Source organism: Arthrobacter sp. Cr_A7 (genome assembly GCF_029222765.1).
GTDB lineage: Bacteria > Actinomycetota > Actinomycetes > Actinomycetales > Micrococcaceae > Arthrobacter.
Genome location: NZ_JARHXQ010000039.1, coordinates 45625 through 62873 on the forward strand (window position 1 = coordinate 45625; position 17249 = coordinate 62873).

Here is a 17249-nt window from a genome sequence, read left to right on the forward strand (position 1 = left end):
CGGCAGTTGTCCGCGGGGCCGGCGGGGGCGGCCCCTAAGGTAGTCCCATGGAGATCGTGCAGGGGATCTGGACGTCGGTGCTGGCTGCGGCGGCGCTGGCGCCGCTGGCAACGTTCGGTGTGGTGCTGGTCGCCTTCCTGGCGTACCGGCAGCGGGACCGGGCAGACCGGCGGGACCAGTGGTGGAAACGCGCGCAATGGGCCATTGATTCAGCCCTTAGTGACGCTGATCCGCAGCGTCGGCTGGCCGGGCTGAAGGTGCTGGTCCAGCTCATCGGCAGTGACCTGGCCACTGCAGAGGATGCGGACCTGATGAGCGCCATCGCCGTCGGCATCCGGAACCAGGAGCAGGACAGCAGGCGCAGCGTCACCGTTTCCGCCTCCACCCAGGACCTGATCGTGGCGGAAGCCGGGACCCTGCTTCGGCTGGCCGACGCCCTGAGGCCACGCTCCGGCTAGGCCGCCGCGCGGTTGCGGTAGCCGGACAGGAACGTGGAGATCCGGCCCACTGCCTCCTCGATGTCCAGCACGGACGGCAGGATCACGAACCGGAAGTGGTCCGGCGCCGGCCAGTTGAACGCCGAGCCGTGGGAGACCAGGATCTTCTGTTCCTGCAGGAGGTCCAGGACGAACTGTTCGTCGCTGGCGATCGGGTAAAGTTCCGGGTCCAGGCGGGGGAAGAGGTACATGGCCCCCGACGCCGGTACGCAGGTAACGCCGGGAATGGCCGTCAGGAGCTTGAACGCCAGGTCCCGCTGTTCCCGCAGCCGCCCGCCCGGCTGGACCAGCGCCTCGATGCTTTGGTAACCGCCAAGGCACGTCTGGATGGCGTGCTGGGCGGGAACGTTCGGGCACAGCCGCAGGGACGCCAGCAACTCCAGGCCCTCCCGGTAGGCGGCGGTGGCGGCCAGCGGCCCGGTAACGGCCACCCAGCCCGCCCGGTAGCCGGGCATGCGGTAGGCCTTGGACAGGCCGCTGAACGTCAGGCAGCACACATCCTCTGCCACGGATGCGGTGTGGATGTGCTGGGCGTCTTCGTACAGCACCTTTTCGTAGATCTCGTCCGAGAACAGGACCAGGTTGTGCTTACGGGCCAGCGCCGCGAACTGCTCCAGCACGTGCCGGGGGTAGACGGCCCCGGTTGGGTTGTTGGGGTTGATGATCGCGATCCCCTTGGTGCGGCTGGTGATCTTGGCCTCGACGTCGGCCATATCAGGCCACCAGTTCTCGGCCTCGTCGCAGAGATAGTGCACGGGCACGCCCCCTGTCAGGGTGACGGCGGCCGTCCACAGGGGATAGTCCGGTGCGGGGACCAGGATTTCGTCCCCGTTCTCCATGAACGCCTGCAGGCACATGGAGATGAGCTCGCTGACGCCGTTGCCGATGAAGATGTCCTCCACGCCGATCTGCATCAGGCCCCGGGTCTGGTAGTACTGCGAGATGGCGGTCCGGGCCGAGAAGATGCCCTTGGAATCGCTGTAGCCCTGCGCGCCCCGCAGGTGGTGGATCATGTCCACCACCACGGACTCCGGCGTCTCCAGTCCGAACGGGGCGGTGTCCCCGAGGTTCATCTTGAGGATCCGGTGCCCCTCGGCCTCCATGTTCTTGGCAGCCTGGAGGATGGGCCCGCGGAGTTCGTACCGGACGTTCTGGAGTTTGCTGGAGTGTTGCATGGCGCGCATGGTTGATCTTTTCATAAAGGCCGACGCCGGGCGTCCCCGTTAAGTGCCGGAGCGTTAGGGAGCCAGTCGGTCGCCTTTCCGGTGCAGGCGGTACCAGCGGTAGCCGTAGCGTTCCAGCTTGACGCTGAAGCTGCCGTCGGGCTCCAGGGGAATATTGTCGCCGTCGAACAGGTCCAGCAGGACAGCGTCCCTGTACCCCCGCCCGGAGCCGTCCGGCGGGCTGAGGCAGGCCTGGATGTTTGCCGCGCCTTCGCCCAGGTTGTGCAGCAGGACCAGCGTGCCGCCGTCGGAACTGCACGTGTGCGCAAACACGGCGGGTTCGGGCTGGTCGAGGACGGCGAACTCCCCCCACCCCAGTTCCGGGGATTCGCGGTACCGGTGGATCAGGGTGGACATGAAGTTGAACAGCGAGTTCGGATCCCGCTTCGCGGCTGCGGCGTTGACGTGCTCCGGCCCGTACTCGTCCCTGGCCAGGGGTGCCACCAGGTCGGAGGCCTTTGCGGTGGAGAATCCGCCGTTCTTTTCGCTGGTCCATTGCATGGGCGTACGTACCGCAGCGCGGCTTTTCTGCCGAAGGTCCTCGCCCATGCCGATCTCTTCGCCGTAAAACAGCACGGGGGTGCCGGGCAGGGAGAACATCAGGGAATACACCATCCGGAGGCGCTCCTGGTCGCCGCCGAGCATCGGGGGGAGCCGCCGCCGCAGGCCACGGCCGTAGATCTGCATGTTCTTCTCCGGCCCGAAGGCGGCAAAAACCTCTTCCCGCTCGCCGTCGCTGAGCTTGTCCAGCGTCAGTTCATCGTGGTTGCGCACGAACATGGCCCACTGGTTGTCCGGGTGGAGCGGCGGGCGGCTCTTGAGCGTTTCCGCGAGCGGACGGGCGTCCTGCCGGGCCAGCGACAGGTAGATGTGCTGCATGGACATAAAGTCGAACTGCATGTTCAGCTCATTGCCCTCCGGCCCGCCGAAGTACTCCACTTGTTCCTTGTACGGCAGGTTCACTTCGCCCAGGAGCACCGCGCTGCCGTTGCGGCGGCTGACGAAGCTGCGCAGCGCCGCGAGGTATTCGTGCGGATCCAGGTTGGCCGCCTCGTCCTTGGGCTGGCCCCGGGTCTCCAGGAAGAAGGGCACGGCGTCCAGCCGGAAACCGTCCAGCCCCAGTTCCAGCCAGAGCCCCATGGCCTTGGCGATTTGGTCGCGGACTCCGGGGTGCGTGACGTTGAGGTCCGGCTGGTGCTTGGCGAACATGTGCAGGTACCACTCTCCGGTGGCCTCGTCCTGCGTCCAGAGGGAGTCCTCCTCCCCGGGGAACACCACCTCGGAGGACGTGTCCGGGGGAGTGTCCTTCCGCCACACATAGAAGTCCCGGTACGGGTTGTCGGTTGATTTCCGTGCCTCGACAAACCATGGGTGCTGGTCCGAGGTGTGGTTGACCACGAAGTCGGCAATCACGCGCATGCCGCGGTCCTTGGCGGCTCGGATGAACTCCACCACGTCTCCCAGCGTGCCAAGCCGGGGATCCACGCCAAAGAAGTCGGTCACGTCGTAGCCGTCGTCCCGGTCGGGGGAAGGGTAGAACGGCATGAGCCAGATGCACGTCACGCCCAGGGCGGCCAGGTAGTCCACGCGCTGGGTGAGGCCCGCGAAGTCACCCAGGCCGTCGCCGTCGTCGTCAAAGAATGTCTCCACGTCCAGGCAGTAGATGACAGCGTTTTTCCACCAGAGGTCGGAAGTCTCGGCGATCCTCATGCGGACGCCCCGGCGGCCGGTTCGCTGGAGGCACCGGCAAGCTGCGGGACACCGGTTGCGCGCAGCTGGGGCAGGACCTCCGCCGCAAACGCGTCGATGAAGGGAGCCTGCTCCTGCCCCACGAAGTGCAGGTACAGCTCGTCGAAGCCCAGCCCGGCGTACTCCGCCAGCCACTCAACGTGCTGGTCCAGGCTCGATGACACGTTTACAGTCTTGCGGACCTGGTCCTCTGTCACGTGTTCGCCCACCAGGTCGAAGTGCCCGGCCGTGGGCAGATCCCAGGGGATGGGCGGATCGTAGGTGTTGGTCCGCCACTGGTCCAGGGCGATGGCGGCGGCGTCAGCTTCACGCGGAGCCCACGACAGGTGGACCTGCAGCGCCGCTTTTCCCCGCCCGCCGTTGTCCCGGTACGCGGCCAGCACCTCCCGTAGTTTCGCGGCCGGCTGGTTGACGGTGACCAGGCCGTCGGCCCAGGCGGCGGCACGGCGGGCGGTGTCCACGCTGACAGCGGGAGCAATCAGCGGCGGCGGATTTTCCGGAACGTCCCAGATCCGTGCCTGCTCCACGGTCACCAGCCCGCGGTGCGTGACCTCCTCGCCGCGGTGGAGGCGGCGGATCACGTCCACGCACTCCTCCAGGCGCCGCTGGCGGATATCCTTCGCGGGCCATCCGTCACCGGTGATGTGCTCGTTCATGTTCTCCCCGCTGCCGGGTGCGAACCAGAACCGGTCCGGGAACATGCTGGACAACGTGGCGGAGGCGTGGGCGATGATGGCCGGGTGGTAGCGCTGGCCAGGTGCCGTCACCACCCCGAACCTCAAATTGGTGGTGGCCAGGGCGGCGCCCAGCCAGGACCAGGCGAAGCCCGAGTGCCCCTGGCGTGCGGACCAGGGCTCAATGTGGTCCGAACACATGGCGGCATCGAAGCCGGCGCGCTCCGCGTGCTGGACGTCCTTGAGCAGCTGGCCGGGACTGATCTGTTCATGCGATGCGTGAAAACCGAGGGTAACCATCGTTAACCTCTACCGTCCGTAGTGGTGCCGTGTCGAGGGCCCGGGTCCAGCGGTGCCGGCGCGAGCCTGCTTGTCGGATAAGTTTGTAACTTGTAGTACTGCCTTCCCGCCTCACCGGCGGGAGGCGGAAAGACGGGAAGGAAGTGCCTCGGATGGGCGGCGTGCTGATCGGGCTGGCGGTGATCGGCGTCGTCATTGCCGTGGGATATCTTGCCGCGCGCTGCGGGTTGGGCGGCGAGGCGACGGTGTCGGCGCTGACGCGGACCGCCTTCTTCATCACCAATCCCGTCCTGCTCTTCACGGTGGTGCTGGAATCGGACATCTCGGTGGTCTTTTCCGCCTATGTGCCGCTCGCGCTGATCACGGCGGCGGCCACGGCCCTGCTGTACGTCATCGTCAGCCGCCTGTGGTTCCGCCGTCCGTTGGCGGAAACGGCCATTGGTGCCATGGCGAGTTCCTATGTCAACGCCAACAACATCGGCATTCCCATCACGCTTTACGCCCTGGGCGACGCAACCCCGGTGGCGCCGGTGCTGCTGGTCCAGCTGCTCCTGCTGGCCCCGCTGGTCCTGACGCTGCTGGATCTTTCGGCCGCGGGCCGCTTCTCGCCGCGGCTGTTGCTCACCCAGCCGTTCCGGAACCCCATGATCATCGCCTCCCTCCTGGGCGTGGTCCTCGCTGCGTTCAACGTGGAGCTTCCCGAGCCGGTGATGGCACCGCTGACCCTCCTGGGCGGAGCCGCCGTGCCGGTGGTGCTGCTGGCATTCGGAATGTCGCTGCGCGGCACGCGCATGCTGAAAAGCGGCGGGCATACGGCGGAGATCCTTACAGCCACGGCACTCAAGTCCTTGGTGATGCCGGCGGTGGCGTTCGTCGTCGGGCGCTTCCTGTTCAACCTGGACCAGCAGATGCTCCTGGGAGTGGTGCTCATGGCCGCGCTGCCCACCGCCCAGAACGCGTTCCTCTTCGCCAGCAAGTACGGCCGGGGAGTGGCGGTGGCACGGGAGACCATCCTCCTCTCGACGGCGGCCGCCGCGCCGGCGCTGGTCCTGATCGTCTGGCTGCTGGCCGGCTGAGCCGCTGACACGGCCACCTGCGGGGTTCCGCGAAGGGCAGTCGCCGGGCAAGAATGGGCAGCATGGAACTTCCCGTGATGCCGCCCGTCCCGCCCATGCTCGCCAAGTCCGTCAGCGGCATCCCGGAGGGCGACCTCAGCTACGAGCCCAAATGGGACGGCTTCCGGTCCATCATTTTCCGTGACGGTGACGACCTGGAGATCGGCAGCCGCAACGAAAAGCCCATGACCCGCTACTTTCCCGAGCTGGTGGCGGCGCTGAAGGAGAACCTTCCGGCACGGTGCGTGGTGGACGGTGAGATCGTGCTGGTGGGCGCGTCCGGGGACCGGCTGGATTTCGACGCCCTGCAGCAGCGCATCCATCCCGCGGCCAGCCGGGTCAAGCTCCTGGCCGGGCAGACGCCGGCCTCCTTCGTGGCGTTCGACCTCCTGGCGCTGGGGGACGACGACTACACGGGCAGGCCTTTCGCTGAACGGCGGGCGGCGCTGGAGAAGGCGCTCGCGGGCAGCAAGGCCCCGGTCCACCTCACCGCCGCGACGACTGACAAGGACATTGCGGGGCAATGGTTCAGCCAGTTTGAGGGGGCAGGCCTGGACGGCATTGTGGCCAAGCCCCTGGGCGGCACCTACCAGCCGGACAAGCGCGTGATGTTCAAGATCAAGCACGAGCGCACCGCGGACTGCGTGGTGGCCGGCTACCGGGTGCACAAGAGCGGCCCGGACAGCATCGGTTCGCTGCTGCTGGGCCTGTACAAGGACGACGGCGGCCTGGCCAGTGTGGGCGTCATCGGCGCCTTCCCCATGAAGCGGCGCAAGGAACTGTACGAACAGCTCCAGCCGCTGGTCACGGATTTCGAGGGCCACCCCTGGGCGTGGGGCAAGCAGGAAGAGGGTGAGCGGACGCCGCGCAACGCCGAGGGCAGCCGTTGGAGCGCCGGCAAGGACCTGTCCTTTGTGCCGCTGCGGCCCGAGCTCGTGGTGGAGGTCCGGTACGACCACATGGAGGGTGACCGGTTCCGCCACACGGCGCAGTTCAACCGCTGGCGGCCGGACCGGGACCCGGAATCCTGCACCTATGCGCAGCTGGAGGAGCCCGTCAACTTTGACCTGGCGTCGGTGCTGGCGACCGGCCGGTCCTAGCCTTCCGCGGCCTGCCGTTCCAGCCCCGCCCGTGCGGCATGGTTCCGGGCGTCCAGCATGGACCACAGGCCGTCCGCGCGGCAGGGGATGGAGGCTGCCACCAGGGACCGGCTGTGCGGGTGCCGGGGTGCAGCGAAGAAGTCACGGGTCTCCGCCACCTCCACCACCCGGCCTTCGAGCAGCACGGCAACCCTGTCGCACATGTACCGCACCACATCCATGTCGTGGGAGATCACGATCAGGGACAGGTTGCGCTCCCGCTGCAGCCGCAGCAGCAGGTTCAGGATGGTCCGCTGCGTGAGTGCGTCCAGTGCCGAGGTGGCTTCGTCGCAGATCAGGACCTGCGGCTCCAGCAGCAGGGCGCGGGCAATGGTGGCCCGTTGAAGCTGTCCGCCGGAACATTGGCCGGGGCGTTTGTCCAGCAGCCCGGCGTCCAGCTCCACCTCGGCCAGGGCGGCGGCGATCCGCTCCTCCCGCTGGGCGGGTGTCAGCCCGCGGCGCGGCAGCAGCGGCGCCCGCAGGCTGGCCCGCAGCGTCATCCGGGGGTCAAAGGCACTGTGCGGTTCCTGGAACACCAGCTGGACGGCCGTGGGCCGCTGGGCTTCGGCGCCGTCCAGCTGCCGGGTGATGGTCCCGGTGCTGGCAGCTTCGAGGCCGACAATTGCTTTCGCCAGCGTGCTTTTTCCCGAACCTGACTGGCCCAGCACGCCCAGGATCTCGCCGCGGCGGAGGGACAGGGAGACGTCGTCCAGCGCGGCGCTGCCTGGCTTCCGCCGCGGACCAAAGCGCTTGCCCACGCCGTCCAGGACCAGGACGTCACGCTCCGCTGAGGACGGTCGGCGCCGGGACTCCGGGGCAAGCTGCGCTGCCGCCAGGAGGTCCCGGGCGTACGCGGTTTTTGGCCGGGTGAGCAGTTCGTGGGCGGGGCCTGCCTCCACAATGCTGCCCGCATTCATGACCAGGACCCTGTCCGCGTAGGCGGCCACGGAGGCGAGGTTGTGGGTGATGTACAGGATTCCCAGGCCGCGTTCGCGGCGTTCGCGGTCCAGCAGCTGCAGGACCTGGCGTTCCAGCACCTTGTCCAGGGCGGACGTCGGCTCATCGGCGAGCAGCATCTCCGGCTGCCCGGCCAGTGCCAGGGCCGTCATGGCGCGCTGTGCCATGCCGCCGGAGAGCTGGTGGGGGTAGGCGCGGAACCCCTTGACGGGATCGGAAAAGCCCACCTCCTCGAGCAGCTCCACTGCCTTGGCCCTTGCCTTCGGCCCGCGTAGCCCGCCATGAAGGCGCAGGGGCTCCCGAAGGTGGTGGCCGATGGTCCGGTTCGGGTTGAACATCCGCTTGGGCTGCTGGAACAGCATTCCCAGCCGGCCCCCGCGGACCGTATTGAGCTCCGGTTCCGTGGCCCGTACCAGGTCAAGGCCGTCAAGCCGGATGGAACCGGCCGTGATCTCCAGCTGCGGCGGGAGCAGGCGGAGGCAGGACATGGCGGTCAGGGTCTTGCCCGATCCTGAACTGCCCACCAGCGCCACGAACTCGCCCGGATCCACGGACAGCGAGACGCTGGACAGCAGCGGCCTTCCCTGCCGCCCGCCGTCGTCCCTTGTCAGGCTGACTTCCAGGTCCTCGAGGACCAGCGGCGTGCTCATGCGTCTGCCGCCGCCGGAATCAGCAGGGGAGCGGCTGCCATGCGCGCCGCGCGCTGGCCCAGCAGCGTGACGCAGAGGGCCACGGTGAAGATGACAAGGCCCGGGGCAAGGATGCCGAGCGGCGCGCGGTCGGCGAAGGGCTGGGCGGCGGCCAGCATGGAGCCCCAGTCGGACTGCGGCGGCTGGACACCGAGCCCGAGGTAGGAGAGGGCGCCCACGCTGATCAGCAGGTGCCCGAACCGCAGCGTCGCCTGGCCCAGGACGGGGGCGGTGAGGTGGGGCAGGACATGGCGGAAAATGATGAACGACGGCGTGCAGCCCACCACGCGTGCGGCGTCCACGAAGCCGCGGGCGGAGATGTCATACGCCAGGGTCCTGGCCAGCCGGGCGAAGGGCGTCCAGCCGGTGACCGTGAGCGCCAGCAGCAGGGGACCGAACCCGGTGCCGAGCGCAGCCACGATGAACAGCGCCACCACCATTTCCGGCAGTGCGAGCAGGACGTCATTGGTGCGGGTCAGGAATTCATCCACCCAGCCGCGCCGCCGCGCACTGACGATTCCGACCGCCACCCCCAGCAGGCAGGTCAGCACGGTGGCCAGTGCGGCCACCGACATGGAGAACCGGCCGCCCTCCAGGATCCGGCTCAGGGTGTCCCGTCCCAGGTTGTCCGTGCCCAGCCAGTGCGCGGCCGAGGGCGCAGCCAGGCGCTGCGCCAGGTTCTGCTCCGCCGGCGGGTAGGGCGAGATCCACGGCGCCAGCAGCACCGCCAGGACGATCAGGGCAAGGACTGCCGCGGCGAGGGTGGTGACTATGCTCCGGCTACGCAAGGGAGTCTCCCACTGTGGGGCTGAGGAAGCGGTGGACGAAGTCCGCCAGGGTGGTCACGCCGACGGCGAGGGCCACAACCACTACCACCCCGCCCTGGGCGAGTGGGATATCGCTGTTGATCACGGAGTCAAAGAGCAGCCTTCCCATGCCCGGCACGGCGAAGATCACCTCCACGATCACCGAACCGCCCAACAGCCCGGCGAACCACACGGCGAAGAGGGTGGACAGGGGCACCAGTCCGTTCGGAATGACGTGCCGCAGGATGGATTGTGCATGGCTCAGGCCGCGCGCCCGGGCCGCCGCGACGTGGTCGGCACCGGCGGCGTCGATGATTCCGGCACGGACCGCGGAGGTGAAGAAGCTGATGGGCCGCAGGGCCAGGGTCAGGGCCGGAAGCACAGCCGATGAGAGGTCGTTCCAGCCGGCGGTGGGCAGCACGGACAGCTTGAGGGCGAACACCAGGACCAGGACGGGCGCCACCCAGTATTCCGGCATCGCAATGAAGGCCTGCGTGACGGCGGTAATTGCCTTGTCCGCCATGCTGCCCGGCCGGAGCCCGGAGATGATGCCGAGCGGAAGGGCCACCGCCGCGGCCAGCGCCAGCGACATGGCCACCAGGCTCAACGTGACGGTCAGTGCCGGCAGCACCTGCTCCGCCACGGGAGTCCGGCTGGCAAAGGACAGCCCCATGTCGCCGGTGAAGAAATCGCCCAGCCAGCGGAGGTACTGCGCGGCCAGGGGGTCGTTCAGGCCCAGGCTCTCGGCGAGCCCCCGGACAGCCGATTCATCCACCGCATCCCCCGCCACCCGCGAGCGGATGATCTTCCGGACAGGATCGCCCGGGGTGACGTAGGGGATCAGGAACACCGCAAAGGAGGACACGGCAACGGCGGCCAGCAAGGTGGCGGTCCGTTTGGTGATGAACTGCAGCATGCGGTGTATCCCGGAGGACTAGGAGGCGGACTTTGCCGTGTTCGCCGTCAGGACGTAGCGGGACAGCGGGTCCTGGACGTAGGAGAGGACGTTGGTGCGGACCGCGTCGGTGGCCTGTTCGTTCACGAGCCAGGCGTTGACCGCCTTGTCCTTGAGGATCCGGCCTGCTTCCGCGTACAGCTTGTAGCGTTCGTTGGCATCAATGGTTGTGGCAGCTTCGGCGATGATCCTGTCGTACTCCCCATCGCAGAAGTGGCTCAGGTTGTAGGTGCCCTTGCAGGTGTAGTCCGCGGTGAGGAAACCGATGGGGTCCGCGATGTCGATCAGCCGGTTCCGCTGGCTGAGCAGCATGTCGTAGTTGCCGGCCATGACGTCCGGTTCCGCCGAGGCGTATTCCTTGGCCTGGATGGACAACGGGATGCCAATGTTCTTCAGGTTCTCCTGGATGACCGCGGCAACGTCGGCGAATTCCGCGCGCTCCACGATGGCGATGATTTCCAATGGACGGTCCGCGGTGTAGCCGGCGGACGCCAGCAGCTTGCGGGCTTCGTCGAGATCCTGCTTGTGCTTCTCCTGGCCTTCGCCGGCCCAGGGCTCGGACGGCGCGAATGGACCGGTGGCGGGAAGGGCAGCGCCTTCGTAGACGCTTGCAGCCAGGGCATCCAGGTCCAGGGAGTCCCGGATCGCCTTGCGGACGTCGACGTTGTCCAGCGGTGCGCGGCCGTTGTTCATGTACAGCGTGGCGGTGCGCGGCGAATCGGCACCCAGCACGGTGACGCCCGGAGCGCTCTTCAGGGCGGCGAGGCTGGCCACGGGAATGGACAGGGAGATGTCCGCTTCACCCGTCTGCACCTGCGCGGCGCGGGTGGCACCGTTGGTGATGAACCTGATTTCTGCGCCGGCCAGCTGGACGTCGCCGCCCCAGTAGTTTTCATTGCGGTCCAGCGTCAGCGACTGCTTGGCCTTTTCCGACACCGGGGTGAAGGGGCCGGTGCAGTGGCCGAACGGGTTCACTTCGGCGTCCTTGTAGGCAGCGGGGGCCAGGATGCCGGTGTTGACGCTGGCCAGGCGGTACGGGACCAGGGGGTTCTCCGCGGGGGTGCTCACCCGGACGGTGGTGGCGTCCAGCGCGGTGACGCTGCTGATCATGGTGCGGTTGAAGGCGCGGGCGGGCACCTTGGCGTCCAGGACGTGGTTCAGTGCGGCCACCACGGAGTCCGCGGTGAGTGCGCTGCCGTCCTGGAAGGAAACGTCCTGCCGGATGCTGAAGTCCCAGTCCAGCGGGGAGGTCTGCTTCCACTCTGTGGCCAGGAAGGGAACTACTTTGCCCTCGGCCTGGTCGTATTTGGTGAGGGTTTCGAGGCAGCCGGAGAGGGAAAGAATGTAGGCGGCGTCGGATTCGACGGCCCAGTTGGCTATCGGTGCCCGGAAGTTGTCCACCACAATCCGCTGGCTGGTGTCCGCGGCTGCGGTGCTCTGCGCAGGCTGGGCCTGGTTGCCGCTGAAGCCGCAGCCGGCCAGCGTAAGGGTGGCCAGGGCTGCCACGAGGACGCGGGGACGAAGGAAGGAACGCACAGAAACCGCCTAGCAGGGCTGCCCGGGGGAAGGGCAGGAAAAAGAGGGGACTACTTAGGGTAGCCTTCCCTGCCTCTAATTCGAGAATTGATGAAGTACCTGCTCAGCGGCGGGAAGGGTGAGGCCGCGGCTACGCCTGCCACCCGTCGTCGTACCTTCCTGCCCGGTTGGTACCCACCCGGCCGGCGGCCCGGAGATGCGAAAGCCCGCCGTTCCTGGGCCAGTGCAGGCGGAACGGCGGGCTTTCGGAAAGCAACCGGGCGGGAAGGTGCGCGCCCGCGGCCTACTTCAGGCCGAGCTGCTGGGTGGGAACCTTGAAGGTTTCCTTGGCAGTAAGGGCCGAGATGGCCGCGATGGAGCAGATGACGGCGGTGAAGACGCTGATCTGGACCCAGCCGCCGGGCTTGATGCCGCCCATGGCTGCAACGATGGCCGGTGCGAAGCCCGCCATCAGGAAGCCCAGCTGGGTGCCGATGGCCAGGCCGGAGAAGCGGACCTTGGTGCTGAACATCTCGGCGTAGAAGGACGGCCAGACGGCGTTGGAGGCAGCGTAACCGCAGGAGAAGAAGCCGATGGCGGCGAGGAACATCAGGGGGACGCTGCCGGATTCGAGGCTGAGCAGGAATAGCGGGGTGAGGGCAGCGCTGGAGAGCGCGCCGTAGATGAACACCGGCTTGCGTCCGATCTTGTCCGCCAGCATGCCGAACAGGGGCTGGGTGCCCAGGGCCACGAGGTTGGCGCCCACCACGAGCCAGAGGGTGGTGGTGCCGTCAACGCCGGCAACGGTCTTGGCGTAGCTGATGGCGAGGGTGCCGAACACGGTGGAAACGGCGGCGATGAAGGCGCAGCAGATAACGCGCAGGACGTCGCGCCAGTGGGCCTTGAGGAGGTCGGCCACGGGGAGCTTGGAGATCTGGGCGGACTTCTGGGCTTCCTCGAACGCGGGGGGCTCGTGCAGGGTGCGGCGGATGAAGAAGGCAACAACCACTACGACGGCGCTGAGCCAGAACGGGATGCGCCAGCCGATGCCGTACTTGATCTCGTCCGGGAGGGCGAGGACGGGGATGAAGACCAGGGCTGCGAGGATCTGGCCGCCCTGGGTGCCGGTGAGGGTCCAGGAGGTGAAGAAGGAGCGGCGGTTGTCCGGGGCGTGCTCGAGGGTCATGGAGGACGCGCCGGCCTGCTCGCCGGCGGCGGAAAGGCCCTGGCAGAGCCGCGCCAGCACCAGCAGCGCCGGAGCCCACCAGCCCACGGTGTTGAAGTCGGGCAGGCAGCCGATGAGGAACGTGGAGGCACCCATGAGCAGCAGGGTGAACATGAGGACTTTCCGCCGGCCCACCCGGTCGCCGAAGTGGCCCAGGATCACGGCGCCCACAGGGCGCGCCACGTATGCGAAACCAAAGGTTGCAAAGGACATGATGGCGGCGTTGGCATCAGCGTCCGGGAAGAAGACGGTGGGGAAGATCAGCGCGGCTGCGGAGCCGAAGATGAAGAAGTCGTAGTATTCGACGGCGCTGCCCAGGAAGCTGGCGAGGGCCGCCTTCTTGGGCGTCCCGCCATGGGTGGCGGTGCCCGCTCCGGCGGACGGAAGTGTCTGGCTCATGGAGTTCCTTTGTGTGACGACATTGTCGCGAATTTAAAACTTGGTCGCAGCCGCCTGGGTGCGGGCGGGGGGCGCTATGCGCTGGATCGAACAGTAGATCCGGGACAAGTAGCCGCATGGTGAGAGCTGCTTGTGCGATACAGCAATGATGGCTGTGAGGACTGTCACCTGTCAAGAAAATAATCACGATCTAGAAATAGCTCTCACATTGTGGCAACATCGAGGTATGAGTGTGAACCAAACCACAGTGGCCGATGATGTTCCCGCTGAAGCCGGCGAGTCCGGGGCGGCAGGGAAAAAGGCCGACCGTACTGACATGGTGGGCAAGGCGCTGAGCCTCCTGGTCCTCCTGGGGGATGAGCCCCGGGGCGCCAGCGCGGCGGAGATTTCACGCCGCGCGGAGCTGCCGTTCAGCACCACCTACCGGCTCCTTGGCTCGCTGGCGCGGGACGGGTTCGTGGATTATGAACCGGATGGCCGCCGCTACCATCTTGGGCTGCGGATCTTCCAGCTGGGCCAGCGGGTTTCAAACCACCACGGCTTTGCCGGCACGGCCATGCCTGTGCTGCGCCGCGTGACAGAGCAGACGGGCGAGGCGACGATTCTGAGCGTCCGCGACGGGAACCACCACCTCACCGTCAACAAGGTGGACGGCCCGCAGATCTTCCGCGTCACCTCCGACCCCGGGCATCTGGGCTCCCTCTCCACCACCGCCGTGGGCAAGGCCCTGGTGGCTTTCGCGGAGGATGCGGAGCGCGAGCGGCTGCTGGCGGAGCTGCCGCTGGAGGCACTGACCGACAAATCCATCACCGACAGGCAGCTGTTCCGCGACGAGATTGAACGCACGCGCCGCCGGGGTTATGCGGTGATGGACGAGGAGAACGAGGCCGGCATGCGCGCCGTTGCCGTGCCCCTGCTGAATGGCCAGGGCCATGCCTTTGCCTCCCTGGCCACTGCGGTTCCGGTCTTCCGCCTGAGCCTGGAGGCACTGGAAGCGCATGTGCCGCTGCTGCAGGATGCTGCCGCGGAGCTGGCCGCACGGCTGCCGCAACGCTAGCTGTTCGCATTACGAACGCTAGTGCGATACATGAACAATTGTTGTACTGTTATTTCCAACACCGGAACCGCACCTTCCGCCACGCGCGGACGTCCGCTTCCGGTGCCGTTACCAAAGGAGCTGCACGGATGAGTAATCGAACTGAGTCCTACCTCGTGGGACTGGTCGGCGATGGCGTGACGCCGTCACTCACCCCCTACATGCACGAACGCGAAGGTGATGTGCAGGGCCTGCGCTACCTTTACCGCCCCATCGACCTCCTGGAACTCGGCCTGCCGGGCGAATCCGTCGGCCAGCTGCTCCAGAACGCCCGCACCCTCGGCTTCAACGGACTGAACATCACCCACCCCTGCAAGCAGCTGGTCCTGCAGTACCTGGATGTCATCTCCCCGGACGCCCTGAAACTTGGCGCCGTCAACACCGTGGTGATCGAGGACGGCCGCTTCATCGGCCACAACACCGACTTCTCCGGCTTCGGCGCCGCCCTCGCCTCCGGCCTGCCCGGCGCGAAGCTGGACCGCGTGGTCCAGCTCGGTGCCGGCGGTGCCGGTTCAGCCGTCGCCTACGCCCTGCTCTCCGCCGGCGTCAAGGCACTCGACCTGGTGGACGTGGCTCCTGAGCGCGCCGCCGAGCGTGCCGCCGAACTGGCCGGTTTCTTCCCGGACAGCACCGTCACAGCCCATACGACGGCGGAGCTGCCGCAACTGATGGCGCTCACCGACGGCCTGGTGCACTGCACCCCCGTGGGCATGGCCGCGCACCCCGGCGTCCCGCTGGACCTTGGCCTGCTGGAAGCCCGGCACTGGGTTGCGGACATCGTCTACCGCCCCATCGACACCGAACTGGTCCGGGGCGCCCGGGCCAAGGGCTGCGCCGTGCTGGACGGAGGCCGGATGGCAGTGGGCCAGGCCGCCGACGCCTTCCGGATCTTCACCGGACTGGAACCGGATCCGGAACGCATGCGCTCGCATTTCCTGGAACTCGTGGCCGCCGAGGAGGTGGCAGCCTGATGCGCACCGGAATCGCCACCGTCTGCCTCTCCGGCACGCTGAAGGAAAAGATGCAGGCCTGCGCCATTGCAGGGTTCGACGGCATCGAGATCTTTGAGCAGGACCTGGTCACCTCCACCCTGGGTCCCGAGGACGTCCGGAAGATGGCGGCGGACCTGGGCCTGGGGCTTGACCTCTACCAGCCGTTCCGCGATTTCGACGGCGTCACGCCGGACCTGCTCAAGGCCAACCTCCGGCGGGCCGAGGCAAAATTCGGGCTGATGTCCCGCCTTGGCATGGACACCATCCTGGTCTGCTCCAACGTTGCCACGGCAACCATTGACGACGACGGACTCAGGGCCTCACAGTTGGCGCAGCTTGCCGAGCTGGCCGGCGACCACGGTATCAAGGTGGCCTACGAAGCATTGGCCTGGGGCAAGTACGTCAACGACTACGAGCACGCCTACCGCCTGGTGGAGATGGTGGACCATCCCAACCTTGGGACCTGCCTGGACTCCTTCCACATCCTGTCCCGCGACTGGGACACGGCGCCCATCGAGGACATCAACGCGGACAAGATCTTCTTCGTCCAGGTGGCAGACGCCCCGAAACTCACCATGGACGTGCTCTCCTGGAGCCGCCACTACCGCGTGTTTCCGGGCGAGGGCCAGTTCGAGCTCGCCAAATTCATGGGCCACGTGGTCCGCGCCGGCTACACCGGCCCGGTCTCCCTGGAGGTCTTCAACGACGTCTTCCGCCAGTCCGATGTCGAACGTACCGCCGTGGACGCCATGCGCTCGCTGATCTGGCTGGAGGAACAAAGCGCCAAATGGCTCGCCGCCGCGGCGGAAGCCGAAGGGGGCGGCAGTGCCGCCATCCGCCGTCGGTATCCCATGGAACTGGCCACCCTGCCCAAGGTGAACGAACCGGCCGGCTTCAACTTCGCCGAGGTGAAGGCGGACGATACCGCGCAGCTCGAAAGGCTCCTGGGCCAGCTCGGCTTCGCATTCGAGGGCCGGCACCGCACCAAGGACGTCCAGCTCTGGACCATGGGCCAGGCCCGCGTGATCATCAACGAGCAGGCGGCCTCGCATGCCGAACCCGCCATCGCCGCGCTGGGCTTCGACGTCGATTCGCCGGTGATTGCCTCCGCCCGGGCCCAGCAGCTCAAGGCGCCGGTGGTGGCCCGCAAGGTCCAGGCCGACGAGGAAGTGTTCCAGGGCATCTCGGCCCCGGACTCCACCGAAATCTTCTTGTGCCAGGGCAGCCCGGACGGCACCGCCGCCTGGACTGCGGAATTCGGGCAGGTCGGTGAGCTCGGCGAGGGCCTGGAACGCTCCTCGAGCGGAGCCGGCGCCGTCATCGACCACGTCAATTTGGCGCAGCCGTGGCAGCACTTTGACGAAGCCGTGCTCTTCTACACCAGCGCCCTGGCCCTGGAGCCGCAGCCCTTCGCCGAGGTTCCCAGCCCCAGCGGGCTGGTCCGCTCACAGGTCATGCAGACCACCGACGGCGCCGTGCGGCTGGTGCTGAACCTGGCACCGGCGCAGCAGGCGCAGAGCGAAGTCCGGCAAACCTACCAGGAACACATCGCCTTCGCCGTGGACAACCTCGTGGCCACCGCCCGGGCCGCCCGGGAGCGGGGCCTGGAGTTCCTGCAGATCCCGGCCAACTATTACGAGGACCTCGATGCCCGGTTCGACCTGGAACCCGGGTTCCTGGCCACCCTGCAGGAACTCAATCTCCTGTACGACCGCGATGCCAGCGGGGAATTTCTGCACTTCTACACCGCCACCGTAGGCAGCGTGTTCTTCGAGATGGTGGAACGCCGCGGCAGCTACGACGGGTACGGGGCCCCCAACGCCCCGGTCCGGCATGCCGTCCAGTACGACCACCGACAGCACGCATCCCTCCAGCGCCACTGACCACCGCATACCTTCCCCAACGAGACAGAACACCA

At 67.3% G+C, this 17249-nt stretch carries 14 protein-coding genes; 6 read left to right on the plus strand and 8 right to left on the minus strand.

The window, feature by feature from the left end:
* The first annotated feature begins 47 nt into the window (after positions 1-47).
* Complete coding sequence (locus tag P2Q66_RS02200; protein WP_275725241.1) at positions 48-458, plus strand: hypothetical protein; 411 nt, start codon at positions 48-50, stop codon at positions 456-458.
* On the opposite strand, the gene P2Q66_RS02205 is transcribed toward P2Q66_RS02200, so the two are convergent.
* Genes P2Q66_RS02205 through P2Q66_RS02215 form a run of 3 tightly spaced genes read right to left on the minus strand, consistent with a single transcriptional unit; the run spans position 455 to position 4443 of the window.
* Complete coding sequence (locus P2Q66_RS02205; RefSeq protein ID WP_275725242.1) at positions 455-1681, minus strand: pyridoxal phosphate-dependent aminotransferase; 1227 nt, start codon at positions 1679-1681, stop codon at positions 455-457. The two genes, P2Q66_RS02200 and P2Q66_RS02205, sit on opposite strands and share 4 nt — an antisense overlap.
* A 54-nt stretch (positions 1682-1735) precedes the next feature.
* Complete coding sequence (locus P2Q66_RS02210; protein WP_275725243.1) at positions 1736-3430, minus strand: alpha-amylase family protein; 1695 nt, start codon at positions 3428-3430, stop codon at positions 1736-1738.
* Positions 3427-4443: a TIGR03885 family FMN-dependent LLM class oxidoreductase gene (locus P2Q66_RS02215; protein ID WP_275725244.1), complete on the minus strand. Its 1017-nt coding sequence runs from the start codon at positions 4441-4443 to the stop codon at positions 3427-3429. Before P2Q66_RS02215 ends, P2Q66_RS02210 begins: the two co-directional genes overlap by 4 nt.
* A gap of 152 nt (positions 4444-4595) precedes the next feature.
* On the opposite strand from P2Q66_RS02215, the gene P2Q66_RS02220 reads away from it, so the two are divergent.
* Positions 4596-5519, plus strand: a complete 924-nt coding sequence (locus P2Q66_RS02220; protein ID WP_275725245.1) for an AEC family transporter — start codon at positions 4596-4598, stop codon at positions 5517-5519.
* A gap of 62 nt (positions 5520-5581) precedes the next feature.
* Entirely contained in the window at positions 5582-6658 is a 1077-nt protein-coding gene (locus tag P2Q66_RS02225) for an ATP-dependent DNA ligase (protein WP_275725246.1), read from the plus strand.
* Here the strand turns inward: P2Q66_RS02225 and P2Q66_RS02230 are convergent.
* From P2Q66_RS02230 to P2Q66_RS02250, 5 genes are all read right to left on the minus strand, one after another.
* A complete protein-coding gene (locus P2Q66_RS02230; RefSeq protein WP_275725247.1) occupies positions 6655-8304 on the minus strand; it encodes an ABC transporter ATP-binding protein in 1650 nt (549 codons plus the stop codon). The genes P2Q66_RS02225 and P2Q66_RS02230 overlap by 4 nt on opposite strands.
* Positions 8301-9131 carry an ABC transporter permease gene (locus P2Q66_RS02235; protein WP_275725248.1) on the minus strand — a complete coding sequence of 277 codons (831 nt, stop codon included), beginning with the start codon at positions 9129-9131 and terminating at the stop codon, positions 8301-8303. The genes P2Q66_RS02230 and P2Q66_RS02235 overlap by 4 nt, the downstream gene beginning before the upstream one ends.
* A complete protein-coding gene (locus P2Q66_RS02240) occupies positions 9124-10065 on the minus strand; it encodes an ABC transporter permease (protein ID WP_275725249.1) in 942 nt (313 codons plus the stop codon). Before P2Q66_RS02240 ends, P2Q66_RS02235 begins: the two co-directional genes overlap by 8 nt.
* Before the next feature lie 18 nt (positions 10066-10083).
* On the minus strand, positions 10084-11640 hold the full coding sequence (locus tag P2Q66_RS02245; protein WP_275725250.1) for an ABC transporter substrate-binding protein: 1557 nt from the start codon (positions 11638-11640) through the stop codon (positions 10084-10086).
* Between the two features lie 283 nt (positions 11641-11923).
* The gene (locus tag P2Q66_RS02250) at positions 11924-13243 is read right to left on the minus strand and encodes an MFS transporter (RefSeq protein ID WP_079598062.1); all 1320 of its coding nucleotides are present in this window, start codon (positions 13241-13243) and stop codon (positions 11924-11926) included.
* Positions 13244-13469: 226 nt separating this feature from the next.
* Here P2Q66_RS02250 and P2Q66_RS02255 point away from each other — a divergent pair, with 226 nt between their 5' ends.
* The 3 genes from P2Q66_RS02255 to P2Q66_RS02265 all read left to right on the plus strand — a co-directional run bounded on the left by P2Q66_RS02255 (position 13470) and on the right by P2Q66_RS02265 (position 17214).
* Entirely contained in the window at positions 13470-14300 is an 831-nt protein-coding gene (locus P2Q66_RS02255; RefSeq protein WP_176156888.1) for an IclR family transcriptional regulator, read from the plus strand.
* A gap of 128 nt (positions 14301-14428) precedes the next feature.
* On the plus strand, positions 14429-15310 hold the full coding sequence (locus tag P2Q66_RS02260; RefSeq protein ID WP_275725252.1) for a shikimate dehydrogenase: 882 nt from the start codon (positions 14429-14431) through the stop codon (positions 15308-15310).
* Positions 15310-17214: a sugar phosphate isomerase/epimerase and 4-hydroxyphenylpyruvate domain-containing protein gene (locus tag P2Q66_RS02265; protein WP_275725253.1), complete on the plus strand. Its 1905-nt coding sequence runs from the start codon at positions 15310-15312 to the stop codon at positions 17212-17214. The genes P2Q66_RS02260 and P2Q66_RS02265 overlap by 1 nt, the downstream gene beginning before the upstream one ends.
* Positions 17215-17249: the final 35 nt, after the last annotated feature.

Coding starts and splice junctions, on each gene's coding strand:
- P2Q66_RS02200 (WP_275725241.1), top strand. CDS start 48: ATGGAGATCGTGCAGGGGATCTGGACGTCGGTGCTGGCTGCGGCGGCG.
- P2Q66_RS02205 (WP_275725242.1), bottom strand. CDS start 1,681: ATGCGCGCCATGCAACACTCCAGCAAACTCCAGAACGTCCGGTACGAA.
- P2Q66_RS02210 (WP_275725243.1), bottom strand. CDS start 3,430: ATGAGGATCGCCGAGACTTCCGACCTCTGGTGGAAAAACGCTGTCATC.
- P2Q66_RS02215 (WP_275725244.1), bottom strand. CDS start 4,443: ATGGTTACCCTCGGTTTTCACGCATCGCATGAACAGATCAGTCCCGGC.
- P2Q66_RS02220 (WP_275725245.1), top strand. CDS start 4,596: ATGGGCGGCGTGCTGATCGGGCTGGCGGTGATCGGCGTCGTCATTGCC.
- P2Q66_RS02225 (WP_275725246.1), top strand. CDS start 5,582: ATGGAACTTCCCGTGATGCCGCCCGTCCCGCCCATGCTCGCCAAGTCC.
- P2Q66_RS02230 (WP_275725247.1), bottom strand. CDS start 8,304: ATGAGCACGCCGCTGGTCCTCGAGGACCTGGAAGTCAGCCTGACAAGG.
- P2Q66_RS02240 (WP_275725249.1), bottom strand. CDS start 10,065: ATGCTGCAGTTCATCACCAAACGGACCGCCACCTTGCTGGCCGCCGTT.
- P2Q66_RS02250 (WP_079598062.1), bottom strand. CDS start 13,243: ATGAGCCAGACACTTCCGTCCGCCGGAGCGGGCACCGCCACCCATGGC.
- P2Q66_RS02255 (WP_176156888.1), top strand. CDS start 13,470: ATGAGTGTGAACCAAACCACAGTGGCCGATGATGTTCCCGCTGAAGCC.
- P2Q66_RS02260 (WP_275725252.1), top strand. CDS start 14,429: ATGAGTAATCGAACTGAGTCCTACCTCGTGGGACTGGTCGGCGATGGC.
- P2Q66_RS02265 (WP_275725253.1), top strand. CDS start 15,310: ATGCGCACCGGAATCGCCACCGTCTGCCTCTCCGGCACGCTGAAGGAA.